This is a genomic window from Asticcacaulis sp. SL142 (assembly GCF_026625745.1).
In the GTDB taxonomy this organism is placed as follows: Bacteria; Pseudomonadota; Alphaproteobacteria; order Caulobacterales; family Caulobacteraceae; genus Asticcacaulis.
Genome location: NZ_CP113061.1, coordinates 3,565,971 through 3,579,482, shown reverse-complemented (window position 1 = coordinate 3,579,482; position 13,512 = coordinate 3,565,971). Strand labels below are relative to the sequence as shown.

The window sequence follows — 13,512 nt, the reverse complement described above, 5'->3', positions numbered from 1 at the left end:
GCAAGTTCAGGTTTCGCGCACCTGCAAAGGCACTGACTTGACAATGGTCGCCGAAAGATCATCCTCTCTGATGCGCTTTGCGCGGTATAGGAGGTTTCTTAAGGGCCGTTCAACGATGGAGAAATATTTGTGTTCGGATAGTCATTCGCGGATAACCATGAGAACGCTAGCTTCCCGTCCGGGGCCCTGTGAAAGCGCACTCCGTGCTGGACGAAAATATTCAACACGGCTTCAATAGTTTTGCGTTTGAAGTGAGCCTGTAGGCCCCCCGATACGGAGACCATGCGGTAGATTGTGGTCCGCGATATGCCGGTGTTCTTAGCAAGTTCGTCATGCGTCCATCCCGCGAGAGCGCACAAGGCACGCAAATTGGTTCCGTTCGCCGCCTCGATTGCGTGGTCCATTTCAGTCGACGTCAACGCCAGAAGCTCTTTTTCCTTAATGATTAGCCCCCACCACTCAACCACGCGGTCTTGCCGCCTAAGTGGAAGGCCCTTTTTCACGTACTTTCTTGCCAGCCCATCAACCCCCAAGATGCGCATGGAAATCGAAAAAGGCTCGTCTCCCTCCAGCGCCGAGGCTATCTCAGCTAACACCGCCTCGCGATCATCCGGATGAATCGATGAGGGCCGAAGTGGATCAAAATGCGGTATTATAGATTCGAGGCCCCCGGTCGTGAAATGCTCGAATAATTGTCCCGACTTATCCGTATTCCAAATGCACTCTACACCAAAATAATCCATGAGCACCCCAATCCGACGCGCATTCTGGTCCTTGTGTCTCGCCCTCACCTCATCCACACTTACATCGCGCGCTAGTCCGAAAAATTTCCTTACATTACCAACCTCGTCTGTAACGGGCGTGAAGGCGAGCGACACATAGCGCATAGGAGTATGGTGCCCCACCAAACGGTAGATACGTGGAGGCGGCTCTTGTCCATGCCGCATGACACCAATGTCCTCAACGAATATGTTCTGCTCGCATGGATGTATAGTTTTAACTATGTCGTCCAGCTTAGGAACCTCTAACGCATCCATACGAAAAAGTCTTCGAAACCCTTGCGAACATAGCATAGGTTCATCCGTCGGTGTCAAAGGTATTTCCATCCGCCCGAGTTGTCCGAGTTGCTCCATAAGGGAGAGAATGTGGACTGATGACAGTTTCATTGGTTGAAGCGATTTCGATTTACGATAGTCTAGGTGAGAAAGTCATGGGTACGCATACAAATTCAGCATTGCCGTGCCGTTCAAAGCGTGCAGACGCTCGGTAGAACATGCCGCACGCTTTCATCCTACTAAACACCTGCTTTGAGAACGGCTTTTTTTCAAAGAGCTATCCCCAGAGCGAATTCAACATCCCCCACACGCAGAAAACGTTTTTCGAAGCCGGCTCTATAAGCGGCGGTGCAAAAAGCAACCACGGAAGGGTCGGAATCGTGCCGACGCGGGCGGGTAAAAGTCGTCCACCTATGTTCTTCCTGCATGTGGCAGGGAGGGCGGAAGGATTTATACCGTGGAATTATATTTGAAGGTTCGTCTTGCCTGTTCTTAGGGGATGAGTCAGCGGGAAGACACATGTCGCCATAGGGCTTGGGATGGCGGCTTGCCAGAAGGGCCTGTCCTGTCGGCTTCGCCACAGCGGTCGCGCTGGTCAGCGAGATGATAGAAGTGCGCGACGAGCTCCGTCTTCTGCGCTTCCAGAAGCAGATGGCGGCCTACAAGCTGCTTATCATCGATGAACTGGGCTCCGTACCTCTGTCCAAGAACGGGGCAGAGGTTCTGTTCGAGCTGATCTCCCAGCGCTACGAGCGCGGATCGACGCTGATTACCAGCAACTTGCCCTTCGATGAATGGACCTAAACCTTCGGATCCGGGCGGCTCACCGGCGCCTTACTGGACCGCATGACCCACCATGTCAGCATCCTCGAGATGAATGGCGACAGCTATCGTCTGGCTCATAGCCGCGCTCGTAAGGCCAGCCAAGCCCCCTGATTACCCCAAAAACAGGCCGACCGCGTAGGAGAGCACCCTTCGGGCTACACGCTATAGGGGCTCTCCTACGCGCAGAACAACTGGCCTACTTTTGCGTCGCCACGTGGCCGACTTTTACTCCGCCGTTGACACGGCTCGCTGAAACCTCGTTTATCGCGCCCGATGCATTGAGGGATTTTCGCCGAATGTCGAGAGATAGCTTGCGGCGAAATGGCCTAAGTGGATAAAGCCCCAAGACCGGGCAATGTCGCCAACAGTCCGACCGCTTTCCGGATTCAACAGCTCACGTCTGACACCATGAAGCCGTACCTCTCGTATATACGCTCTGACCGTTGTATCCTTGAAACGACGGAACCCCATTTGCAACGCGCGCACGCTAACGTTTACGGCCTCGGCTATTTGCGGAATGGTCAAAGGCTCACCCGCGTGTTCGTCAATGTAATCGATGGCGGCCTTGACGTGTTTTGGGGAAACTGACGGCGCGGGCGACACCATCAAATCAGAATAATTGTGCGTAAGGTTGCCAAGCACCATATGGACAAGCGCCTGAAACATATGGTGCGCCGCAATGGGCGCTTGGCACAAGGCGCCACCATCTTCCAAACCCGATGAAATAGCCTTCACCATCGTATTCAGTGTGCCGCCGAACCTCGAATTTTGTTCGAAGTTCGGCGTGAAAATTAGGTCCTCGCGAATTCCCCTATCCAGCACAGAGACCAAACACTGCGTGATCATGCTACGCGGAAGAGAGATCCCGGTCGCCAGATTGCCGGGTGCGTGGTATATGCGCGTGGTCCGCCTTGCCTCCTCAACAAATCCTTTGTCGGGTGTGGAGCCGTTAACCTGGCTTGGGCTGGTAAACTCGACAGCGTTATGAGAGGACAGGTGAACCAGAAACGCATCCGGTGGATCGTAAGGAAGGACTTCTGCGCCGTGCGCGTAATCCGTTGTCCAAAGCATACCCTCGCCGATGACATGCATTTTGACGCGCGCTGAGAACCGCGAACCAGAAATCGGCAGTATACGCGTCCTGGAAACATGCCCCGCAACAAACCACTCAAGTTCCTCGGCAGAAGTCGAGTAATGGTCAACTTGGTGAACCGTTATAACCATAGTGTCCTTTGTCAAAGATGGTGGGACAGTTGCGTGCGCAAAATAGCGGAGAGTTTGGTCTAGAGGTGGTTTGAAATTAGGCCGCTTGTTTTTCATATTGCAGGCAGCGGTGTTCGAGGGTTTTCAGTTTTATTTTTTGCCGTTGGTTGAGTATAGGCCTGCGCGCTGCCGAGGTAAGCATCCTACCTCTTCGACCCGGACCGTTGTCCGCAACTTTTGTGCGCTAGAGCTTTGACCACGGGCACTGAAATCATTGAGCCGCCAGTGTAACCAGGTAAATTTCGGCGTTCATATCTAAATTTGAACATCATCTTCACCCTAAAGCCCTGGCGGCGTCACTTACACTTTTCGTGCTTTGATCAACCTGAACCGCCGCACTGGCTATGGTTGCGGCGTTATTTGTTATGGTTTCAATACTATCCGCCGCCAATTGCATATTCGAGGCGATATCACGAACCACGGCAGACTGTTCGTTCATGGCTCCGGCGATGCCCGTCGAAATCACATTGATCTGGTCGATAACCGTGGTGATCTGCCCGATGGCATCCACAGCGTTTTGTGTAGAGTTTTGAACCGCAGCGATCTGGGTTCTGATTTCATCGGTCGCCTTCGACGTTTGGGAGGCAAGGGTTTTAACTTCGGACGCCACAAACGCAAACCCTTTGCCCGCATCGCCTGCCCGCGCCGCCTCGATGGTCGCATTCAACGCCAGCAAATTTGTTTGCGAAGCGATCTGATTGATTAATAAAACGAAATCACCAATGTTTTGGGTGGCTTCGGCTAGAGAATTATGGAACATGGTTTCCTGACCTGATGAGGCGCGGATGATTGCCTTGAATTACATAACGCCATTATCGTTACACGCCATTAATCTTGGTTTTATTAATTGTTACGCAGGTGTAACAATTTGTCTTTCGGCATATCTTTGTTAGAAAACAATATTCAATATGCCCCTCTAGGGAGCTTGAGAGGTTTCAGCCTCTCTCATAATCTACCTTTGAATGAGCGTGGTCAATGCCATCAAGTGGGCGGTTCGGCGCGGACGCTACATCACCCTTGAAACCATCGCTCAAGTCAGCGATGATCCGCTCTTCAGCATTCCATCAGTGGGAAACTGAGCGAAACCCGGCCCTATCCGTAGGTCATTGATTCCAAGCGCTCAATTGCGGCATCACCCGGGGTACGATCCTGTTCCGCCCGCTTCAATTTCCTGTCCATCAAAGTGATGTCCGGTTGACCTTCTAGAACGGACAATATGTTATCTGACGATATTTCAGTGGCTTTGGAGCGAAAATCACCTCCCTGTAGTCTTGGACTCGATTAGGCCCGTTTCCCGAAACCGCCGGATCCACTTGATCGCGCTCGACTCGCTAACACCAAAATGGGCGCCGGCCTCAAGGCATGTGGAACCCACTAAAACAAAATCGATTACACGCTTGCGGAGCTAAAAAGAATAAGCTTGTGACATCTGAACTCGCCTCCGAACACCAGTCAAACCATGAATCACTGTTCGCAAGTTGAGGAATCCCCAAAGAGTCAGCCAGATAGCAAACGCTCTAGGCGCAGTTCTACATTCTACAAAGTCGCTCGGCGGTCAATTGCTGCCGAACGCCCTTTTCGGACATTTTACAGTCCTGCAGATGCATCCATAAAGGCTGTGAATTACCTCCCTAAAAAACGTCACTCAGGCACATAGACCAGTTCGCCCGACGGCAGACGGTAAGTGACGCCAGCCTTAGTGCCCTGACCTTCACCGATCTCACCGCTTGATTCGTAGCGGGTCAGTTTTTCGCCGTCCCTGACGGTAATGCGCATATCGTCCTGGCCAGGATTTTCAACGACCACCACGGATTTCGACTGAAACGGATTAAGCGGGTTGGCCGCGATCATCACCATCAGTATGGCCGCGACCACCAGGAACAGATCCACCAAATTGACCACGCTCAGGATCGGGTCATCACCTTCTTCGTCTTCGATAAAGCGCATCAGATATCTCCCCGCTCATAGCGACGCAGATCCTGAAGTAACCAGCGGCGGCGCACGGTCTGAATGTAGAAGGTAACCGAAGCGGCGATTAGGGCAATAATAACGGCCGAGAACGCTGCCACCAGATGCTGACTAACATTTTCGGCCTGATTGGTGCTGAGCGCCATCAGGGCCGGCCCCATCGGGATCATGGTAGCCACCAGTCCCAACATGGGCGCGGTGCGCGAGACAATGCGCAGCCCTTCCAGCTTTTTGAGGATCAGCAGTTCCACATCGGCACTTTCAAGTCCGTTATTCCGGGCGGTGCGCACAAACAATGGCGCGTAGCCTTTCTGAAACCGTTGCCCCCATTCGATCACAAAACCACCCAGCGCATACAGCGCAAAGACAAGGCATAAAAGGATTAGCGCCATCACCGGCATCTGGAAAAGAGGCGTGAGACTATAAAGCTGGAGTTCTAACGATGGCATGAAAAACCTATGGTTCAAGGGGGCTACGGCTGGCGCGCCATTGATGAAGCGCACCGGCCAGCATGAGAAGGAGTCCGCAAAGCCCGGCCAGGAAGGGGAAACCCGGTGGACTTTGCGGTGCCGACGGACGCTGAGCCTCAGGCTTCAGCACCCGCCCGCGAACGGTAGGATTGGGCGGCGTACCCGGCTCAGCCACCGCTGGATCAGATGGGGCTGCCGCCGTAGCAGCAGGCGGGCCACTCATTAGACGGCCAAATCCAGACGCGGCGGCCGAGACGCGCTCTAGCTGTTGCCGACGATTTTCGAGCACGCTTACGGTTTCAGCATCGGGCTTCCAGTAGCCTTTGCGTACGGCCTCCAGCATCTGATCGACCATCTGTTTCTGGGCGGAGGGATGGTTTTTTTCGAACCAGTCGTTAAGGCCCAGATTTCGACTGTCACGCACATAGGTATCGGTCATGGCCTGCCATTGATCGGGGCGGACGGAGGCTGGATCCGTAACCTGCCAGCCGAACAGGTTTTGGGTGACGGCCAGCATTTCATTAGCCCCGGCATAACCTTCGGTTTGCATCTGCCGTATCCATTCCGGATTGAGATAGCGGGTTCGCAATTCGGCGGACAAGAAGGCTGCCGGCGTGGTGGTGCGCACCTCACCGGAACGGGTATCGGTAATAAACAGCTCGGGAGACTTACCGCTTAAATGTCGCACCGCCAGCGACAGCCCGCCCAGATATTCAAACGGATGATCGGTCGATAGTAGACCGTGCAGGCTGGAGGAGCGCGACAATACCGCAGCATCGACGGTTTTCAGGTTCTCCGCCAGCAGATTAGCGCCGTCCTCCGATGTCCCCCAACCGTCAGACCCGTAACCATATTGCAGCCGCGCCAGAAAGTCTTCGGCCAGTTCGCCTTCGGTTTCCCAGCTCTTAGAGTCGATCACCCGGTCCGGCAGGCCGGAGCCGTATTCTCCCGGTGCATTTGAAAACATGCGCAGGCGGGCCAGGGCTTTGGCTCGATCCGGGGCTATACCTTTGGCGATAAGTTGCGCTTCAAGTTCAGCGCTATTAGTCGCGACCGGATTACCGCCTTGTGCGGCCAGCTTATTAATCGCGCGCGCCAGCAGGGTCATGAAATTATCGAACTGATCACGGTAGACGCTGGTAATCTGAAGCACCGCATCAACCCGCGGCGCGCTCAGGTCGCTATCCGGCCGGATCGTCAGGTTGATCACCCGCCCGCTGGCATCCCAAACCGGGTCAAGGCCATAGGCCCGCAAGACCTGCCCCTCCATGACACCTAAGGTGCGGATGGACTCGCCCGACCACAGGCTAAAAACCAGCTTACGCGGCAGCCGCCGGTGCTTGGCCTGATAGGCGTCAATCAAACCTTTATATGCCGCTTCGGATTGATCATAGGCGGCTTTGGTGGGGATTTTGGCGGCATCAAAGGCATAGAGATTGCGCCCGCTGACCAGCATAGGGTCGCGTACCGGATCGCCGCCGGTGGCGGGCCGGACAAACCGCGCGTCAAGGGCCGCCAGCAAGGCCTCCATCTCGCCCGTAACTGACAACCGCTCAAACTGCGCCCGCCCTTTTTCGATCTCAGCCTTGAGGGCCGGGTTGAGATCATCAACCGCTTGCCCATCAATGAGGTGCGCCTTCAGAACGCGGTAAGGCTCACCGGTCTGGATCGCGCTGAAATCCTCGGCAAAGGCTTCATTCGGATCAAGTCCAAGGGCCGACAGATAGGGCTTCCCGAGCGCCTGCATTACCGTCATCAGGCGGTGTTCGACTGTGGCCGACTGACCAAAGGTGTGCAGCCCCAGCGGTACCGCCGCGCGCGCCAACTCATGCAGATGATCATGAAGCACAGCGTAAAATCCGGGAAAATCCGCACGCGCCGCTGCCTCGGTCCAGCCGATATCCTTATGCAGGTTGGCTGCCACCGCCGTATTCAGCAAATTATCCTGCACACGATCGCGCACCCCGCCAGGCTCAAGCTGCGAATATTCGTGGATCAGGCCGTGCAGGTCGCGCAATTCATCATATAGCCCAGACGGCGCAAAGGGCGGAGTCTGATGGCTGATAGTCACGGCCCGACCCCGACGTTTGGCCTGAATGGCCTCGGCGACATTATCCTGAATATAGGGGTAGATCACCGGCATATCGCCCACCGCCAGATTGGGGTAGTCATAGGCCCACAGCCCGCGATCCTTACCCGGCGTCCATTCCTGAGTGCCGTGGGTACCGAAATGCACCAGGGCATCGATCTTTTCCTGTTCACGCAGTATGACATAGGCGGCCAGATAGATATGATCCGGCACGCTTTTAGTGTCGTGGGTCGCGGCTCCGACCTTCCCGGCGCGGGGGGGCTGCGGCAGAAAGGTCATGTTTCCGATCCGCACTCTGGGGATAATGAAACAGGCCGATGCCCCCGAACCACGCACCGCCCAGTGTCGCTCCGGCGCGCCGTGCCGGTCAAGCAGTTCGGTCCGAGTCACTGGTGGCAAGGTGCCTAGCCACGCTTTATAGGCACTTACTGGCAGGCAGGCGGCAAAGCCCTGACGTGCCAACCCATCCAGGGTTTCGGGCCGGTAATACCCTCCCATCATCAGTTGGGCGGCTGTGATCAGTGTCGCCTCTGTGGTCGGCGGCACAGTATAGCCCGCAGCGTGCAGGGCGGCGGTAATCGCCTCAACACTACGCGGCACATTGAGATGCGAAGCTGAAAAGTTCTTTTCACCCGCCGGAGAATTCCAGAACATCAGGGCGACGCGTTTCTCGGCATTGGGCCTACTCCGCAAGGCGGCCAGACGTCTGAGTTTGGCCCCCAACAGCGCCACCTGCTCCGGGATAGGCACCTGCGCGCCGTTTTCGACTGCGCTGATCAGCACCGGATCGGACAGACCCCAGCTTTCCGGCACGGCAAACTGCGTCGGCACCGATGAAAACCCCACACCTGACGCCTCCGCCCGCCACTCGGCTATGGTGCCCGCGCGATAGCCCATGACCTGAAGGACAGTGATATCGAGGTCGGCAAACTCGGCCTGCCTAGCCGGGCCGTTCTGCATGTGCGTCATATTAACGAGTGCCACAGCCTTCAGCGGACGCACGACCCTGGTCAGCGCCTGCGGATCGCGTTCATCGTACCAGAAGGCGACCGCACTCAAGCCCCGTGTTTCGGCATCCCGGATAACCGCATCGACCACGGCGGTTTGCATATCCGCGATGACACCGTCCGAAATCGCCAGCACCACGGTCGGACGATCCGCGCCACGCCAGCTTAGAAAGGCTCCGGCATCAACAAGGACGCCCGCCTGCGGATGATATAGCCCGCTTGCCGCGCGGCGCGGCGCGGCGGGCAGATCCGCCAGTGACTGACCCGACAGACGACGCTTGAGGGCTTTCAGGAATATTCTGAAATTGGCCTCACCGCCGGCTGCATAATAGCCGGCCAGCTTGGCGGCATCGGGCGCTGACAACCCCTCCCATTTGGGCGGGCCGCCGCCAACCGCCAGCCAGGCCTTACCCGATAAGTTGTCTGTGGTCACTTTCTGAAGTGCGGCCATATCGTTGGGGCGCGGCCCATCCAGCAGGATAAGGTCAGTCCCTTCAACTAACGCCGGATCAGGCTTGCCGCGGTCGACATAGCGGTAGTCCAACTCAAGGCCCTCTTCGGCGGCCCAGGCTTTCAGGGTCTCAAACTTGGCGGGCAGGACAAAACTGGTCGCCACAATACGCACTTTTGGCGGCGGCGCGGCCTGAGCCCCGCCCCCAAAAGCTATCATCCATGCGAACATAGCGATCAGCCAGACGCGAACAGTCATCAAAACCTTCCCGACAGGCCCACAAACACCACCCGCCCTGGTTCAGCGAAACTGTAGAGCGTGGACTTTTCGGCCAACCGCGCTTTGAACAGATTGTCCACACCCGCCCTCAGGGTGACGTGTTCATTGAGGTCATAGCTGACATTAGTGCCCCACAGACTGTAGCCTGGCAGACGCACATAGGTTGAGGTCAATTGCTCGCCGATGAACCGCCCGCGCACCCCGACCGAAAGGCGCGGTGTCGCCTGTAAGTCGAGACCGATCTTGCCGGTGCGTTGCGGTCGTTCGGCTATCGGCCGATCTGTGGCCTTATCGAGACTGTCGACATAGGTGTAGGATGCCATCAGGGACAGCCCCTCGACCGGACGCAGCCCAAAGGCGGTTTCAACCCCCTCAAGGCGGGCCTCATTCACATTGGTATAAGTACGTGTTTCACGTCCGCGAATACCGCAGTTGGTCAGACAGTAAGAAGTCACCAGATTGCCGACCTCATTGCGGAAAAGGGTGACCGAAGCGTCGGCCATCTCATTGCGCCAAGCCAGCCCCAGTTCGGCACTGTCATTGGTTTCAGGCTTGAGATCAGGATTGCCGTAGATGGTAAACCGTCCACCGGCCGCAATGGCCGCATAGGTGGGCGATAGTTGCTTCAGGCCGGGGGCGCGGAAAGCGTGCCCTATCCCGCCGCGCACTGTCCAGTGCTCAGACGGTTTATAGACAATGTAAAGCCGGGGACTGGTTTCCCAGCCATAGGCGTCATGATGGTCGAAACGGGTACCCGCAACGATCTCAAGCCGGTCAGTAAACAGGTTGATCTCATCCTGAACAAACAGGGCCTTATGTTCGGTCTCTTTCTCTCCACTGGTCGAAACCGTGGCATCCTTCAGTTCTTCGCGCCGCCATTCGGCCCCCGTCGTCAGACGGTGCACCCCTATGGCTGGCAGAGTGTAGCGCACATCCGCCACCGTGTCGACCAGATCGCTGGATGGGGTTGGCGTCTGGCCCTTATCGCGCGCATTCACCCGGCGCAATTCGGTGCGGTAAAGGCGCGCTTCGATGTCGCCAAAGCCGAACTGGCCATTATAGGTCACAAACCCGCTTTGGCGGCGTACCTTGTCCATATAGCGGTAGCTGAAAATCGTGCCCGAAGTCGTCAGGGTATCGCGGCCGCGCTCATCTTCGCCGTAGGTCACGCCGATATCGACCCGCTGGCGGTCAGTCGGGGTCAGGTGCAACTGCGCCGTCCCGCTATAGGAATCACGGCTTTCAAGTTCGCTTTGGCGCGGGTCTTCCTCAGAAGCGGTTATATCGCGCTTATGGTAATCGCCCCATAGCGACACCGCCACCTTGTCGTTGATCGGACCGCCCGTGTAGAGACCATATTGTTGGGTATCACCGCCCTCGCCTTCACGGAAACCCGTCATGGCATCAAAGCGTGTCTGCCATACCGGCCCAGGCTTGCGGGTAATGATATTGACCACGCCGCTTAAGGCTTCGGAACCGTAAAGCGCAGACAGCGGCCCGCGCACCAACTCAATACGGTCAATGGCCACCGACGGCACCCAGCCCAGGTCAAAATCGACGTGGGCCATATTGGATGAGGCGGCATTGATCCGGCGACCATCGATAAGGGTCAGGGCATATTCCGGCGCCATGCCGCGGATGATGATGCCGCGGCGGCTCATGCCGATTCCGCCAATAACCACGCCCGGCTCATCTTCCAAAGCTTCTGCCATATCCTGAACCGGCCGGCGGGCCAGTTCCTTACCGTGTACGACGGACATAGACGCTGGAACATCTGACAGATTACGTTCGGTTTTGGTCGCCGTGACCACCACTTCGGTGACTTCGGAATCCACACCCTCAGCCGCCATAGCCCCAGAGCCCCCCACAACGGTCAGGCTGGAAAATGCCAACAAAAATCCCTTCAGGCGGCTAGAGCCCCCCGATTGCACAACACGCATGATACGCCCCATATGTAATGTTATATCGTATCATCTTCGATATAAAAACATCACGCTTATGGCAAGGGGTAAGCGTTACTTTATATCATTTATTTTAATGGACTTCCCTGTTGGGTAATAAAAAGAAGTGCGCACAGAAATAACGGTAAACGCCTACAATTTCTGGGCATAACCGAAAAATGAGCCGTTTCGACAGGTTAGCTTTTAAGATGTCCCTAATCCAGCAAGCCAAACTTACTGTGCTCTAGCCAGGGTGTGGGCAAGATCGACGCGGAAAATGCGTATCGCCGGCATCAACGCCGCCAGCAACCCAATGACCTGGACTCCAACCATGATCACAAGTTCGCCGGGGTGAACCATCCAGGGATTGAGCCCGATCTCGGCAAGCGGCTCGAAAAGTTCACGCGCAACGCTCAGCGCTACATGCCCCATAATGAGGCCGAGCAGCGCACCAGCCAAGGCAGTGAGCCATCCTTCAAGCAGGATAGTCCCGAATACCGAGGCGCGCGTCGCCCCCATAACGCGCAGAAGAGAAAGATCCGCCTCGCGCGCGCGCGAGGCGTTGAGCAGAGCGACAAAAATGGCAAGCCCTCCGGTTGCGGCGAGTAGCCACGCGAAGACCCGTGCGCCTTCGATGGCAGCACCGAATAAAGATAACAGTCTTGCGGTCTCCTGCGCCGGCACCGCAGCCTGCATATTGGTTTGGCGATTGACGAAGCCCGGCACCCGTACCGCCCCCAGAGCCGAGCGATAGGTCACCAGCAAGGCCGTCACCTCAGGCTCCGGCGTTTCGGTCGCGCCGATGATGGGTTCGGCTTCATGGTCGTGAGGGGCATCCAAAGCATCGAAATTTTCGGGCGTATCATGAACGGCATGAGCCTCATGGCCGATGCCATGAACGTCCCAGACGCTTTCGACCGAGGTGAGGATCAGCCGATCAACGACCGTACCTGTGGGCACCAGAATGCCCACAGTGGCGAAGGGACGCTCGTCATGGCCCGCAGATCTACCATCGTCACCCAGACCGTGGCTGCCGATAAAGCGCTGGCCGATTCCAGCCCTCAGTTTACGTGCAGCGGTGGCGCCCAGCACGGCCTCGCCTTCTTGGGCGAAAAGCTTGCCCTGCGCCAGTTTCGCACCATAGAGGTCGAGATAGCTGTGCTCGGTACCGACGATCCGGTAGCCGCGAAAGTTGTCGCCGATCGCCAGCGGAACCACACGCGCCACAGCCGGATCGCGGCGCAGGATGTCGATGCTGTTAAGCGGTATGTTCCCTGTCGGGGCGTCGATATGGTAGATGCTCGACGTAATGAGCTGAAGCGGCGAGCCCTTGGCCCCAACCACTAGGTCAATCCCCTGGGCATCGCGCGTAAGCCGGTTACCAAGCTGCGTCGAAAATAGCAGCAATATCGTAAGCGTCGCCACCGCAAGTCCAAGCAGCAGCACATTGAGCAGAGTCGTAAGCGCACGATCGCGCAGATAGGCGAGCGCCAGACTTAACATGGGGCAGTCTCGGTGATTGGCGTGAGTTGTACCGCGTCGGGGATAAAAGATTTGATCCGTGCGTCATGGGTTGCGACCAGAAGCGTCGAGCCATAGGCATCAGCAGCACCTAACAGCAGGCGTGATACGCGCTCCGCATTGCGGTCATCAAGCGCCGAGGTCGGCTCGTCCGCAATCAGCAGTTTGGGCCGCGCGATTAAGCCGCGGGCGATCGCCGCGCGTTGCGCCTCACCCTGACTTAATTCTCGCGGTCGGGCATGGGCACGGTGGGACAGACCCAGGTCGCCGAGCAGCGCCTTCGCTTCGGCGCGGTCAGGTTTCTGCCCGGACAGGCGCTGGGCTAACAGTAGGTTCGAAGTCACATCGAGCGCGCCCACGAGACGTAAGGTCTGGAAAACCACACCGATCTTTCGGCGGCGCAAATTGTCACGTTTAGCCTGCGGCAGGTTGCTGATCGTCTCGCCGTCTATCACGACCGCCCCCTGCTTTGGGGTGAGTAGACCGGCGATCAGATGGATGAGCGTGGTCTTTCCCGACCCGGAGGGTCCCAGCAGTACGCGGTGCTGCCCCATCTGTTGCACCAGATTGAAGTCCGCAAGCACCGGGCGCGCGTCATAACCGTAGCCCAGCCCGCGTATCTCCAGAACAGGTGACATCTATAC

General features: G+C 56.9%; 10 protein-coding genes and 1 pseudogene. 1 reads left to right on the top strand and 10 read right to left on the bottom strand.

Annotation, left to right across the window (positions count from 1 at the left end; all coding sequences use genetic code 11):
- Nucleotides 1–98: 98 nt before the first annotated feature.
- Nucleotides 99–1,037, bottom strand: coding sequence for a hypothetical protein (locus tag OVA03_RS16425; protein WP_267526104.1), 939 nt, complete (start codon nt 1,035–1,037; stop codon nt 99–101).
- Nucleotides 1,038–1,561: 524 nt separating this feature from the next.
- Here OVA03_RS16425 and OVA03_RS16420 point away from each other — a divergent pair.
- Nucleotides 1,562–1,991 (top strand): annotated as a pseudogene (locus OVA03_RS16420) (ATP-binding protein); the annotation flags it as partial.
- Between the two features lie 150 nt (nt 1,992–2,141).
- Here OVA03_RS16420 and OVA03_RS16415 read toward each other — a convergent pair.
- The 9 genes from OVA03_RS16415 to OVA03_RS16380 form a co-directional block, all read right to left on the bottom strand.
- Complete coding sequence (locus OVA03_RS16415; RefSeq protein ID WP_267526103.1) at nt 2,142–3,104, bottom strand: AraC family transcriptional regulator; 963 nt, start codon at nt 3,102–3,104, stop codon at nt 2,142–2,144.
- A gap of 313 nt (nt 3,105–3,417) precedes the next feature.
- On the bottom strand, nt 3,418–3,903 hold the full coding sequence (locus tag OVA03_RS16410) for a methyl-accepting chemotaxis protein (protein ID WP_324291012.1): 486 nt from the start codon (nt 3,901–3,903) through the stop codon (nt 3,418–3,420).
- Between the two features lie 495 nt (nt 3,904–4,398).
- Nucleotides 4,399–4,533, bottom strand: a complete 135-nt coding sequence (locus tag OVA03_RS17090) for a helix-turn-helix domain-containing protein (RefSeq protein ID WP_420710514.1) — start codon at nt 4,531–4,533, stop codon at nt 4,399–4,401.
- 251 nt (nt 4,534–4,784) lie between these two features.
- Entirely contained in the window at nt 4,785–5,090 is a 306-nt protein-coding gene (locus tag OVA03_RS16405) for a DUF2149 domain-containing protein (protein ID WP_267526102.1), read from the bottom strand.
- Nucleotides 5,090–5,560 (bottom strand): MotA/TolQ/ExbB proton channel family protein, encoded by a 471-nt coding sequence (locus tag OVA03_RS16400; protein WP_267526101.1) that lies wholly within the window; start codon nt 5,558–5,560, stop codon nt 5,090–5,092. The genes OVA03_RS16405 and OVA03_RS16400 overlap by 1 nt, the downstream gene beginning before the upstream one ends.
- A 7-nt stretch (nt 5,561–5,567) precedes the next feature.
- Nucleotides 5,568–9,386: a cobaltochelatase subunit CobN gene (gene cobN, locus OVA03_RS16395; protein ID WP_267526100.1), complete on the bottom strand. Its 3,819-nt coding sequence runs from the start codon at nt 9,384–9,386 to the stop codon at nt 5,568–5,570.
- Nucleotides 9,386–11,347 (bottom strand): TonB-dependent receptor domain-containing protein, encoded by a 1,962-nt coding sequence (locus OVA03_RS16390; protein WP_267526099.1) that lies wholly within the window; start codon nt 11,345–11,347, stop codon nt 9,386–9,388. The genes cobN and OVA03_RS16390 overlap by 1 nt, the downstream gene beginning before the upstream one ends.
- 234 nt (nt 11,348–11,581) lie before the next feature.
- Complete coding sequence (locus tag OVA03_RS16385) at nt 11,582–12,850, bottom strand: ABC transporter permease (RefSeq protein ID WP_267526098.1); 1,269 nt, start codon at nt 12,848–12,850, stop codon at nt 11,582–11,584.
- The gene (locus OVA03_RS16380) at nt 12,844–13,506 is read right to left on the bottom strand and encodes an ABC transporter ATP-binding protein (RefSeq protein ID WP_267526097.1); all 663 of its coding nucleotides are present in this window, start codon (nt 13,504–13,506) and stop codon (nt 12,844–12,846) included. Before OVA03_RS16380 ends, OVA03_RS16385 begins: the two co-directional genes overlap by 7 nt.
- Between the last annotated feature and the right edge of the window lie 6 nt (nt 13,507–13,512).

Coding starts and splice junctions, on each gene's coding strand:
- OVA03_RS16425 (WP_267526104.1), bottom strand. CDS start 1,037: ATGGATGCGTTAGAGGTTCCTAAGCTGGACGACATAGTTAAAACTATA.
- OVA03_RS16415 (WP_267526103.1), bottom strand. CDS start 3,104: ATGGTTATAACGGTTCACCAAGTTGACCATTACTCGACTTCTGCCGAG.
- OVA03_RS16410 (WP_324291012.1), bottom strand. CDS start 3,903: ATGTTCCATAATTCTCTAGCCGAAGCCACCCAAAACATTGGTGATTTC.
- OVA03_RS16405 (WP_267526102.1), bottom strand. CDS start 5,090: ATGCGCTTTATCGAAGACGAAGAAGGTGATGACCCGATCCTGAGCGTG.
- OVA03_RS16400 (WP_267526101.1), bottom strand. CDS start 5,560: ATGCCATCGTTAGAACTCCAGCTTTATAGTCTCACGCCTCTTTTCCAG.
- cobN (WP_267526100.1), bottom strand. CDS start 9,386: ATGACTGTTCGCGTCTGGCTGATCGCTATGTTCGCATGGATGATAGCT.
- OVA03_RS16390 (WP_267526099.1), bottom strand. CDS start 11,347: ATGCGTGTTGTGCAATCGGGGGGCTCTAGCCGCCTGAAGGGATTTTTG.
- OVA03_RS16385 (WP_267526098.1), bottom strand. CDS start 12,850: ATGTTAAGTCTGGCGCTCGCCTATCTGCGCGATCGTGCGCTTACGACT.
- OVA03_RS16380 (WP_267526097.1), bottom strand. CDS start 13,506: ATGTCACCTGTTCTGGAGATACGCGGGCTGGGCTACGGTTATGACGCG.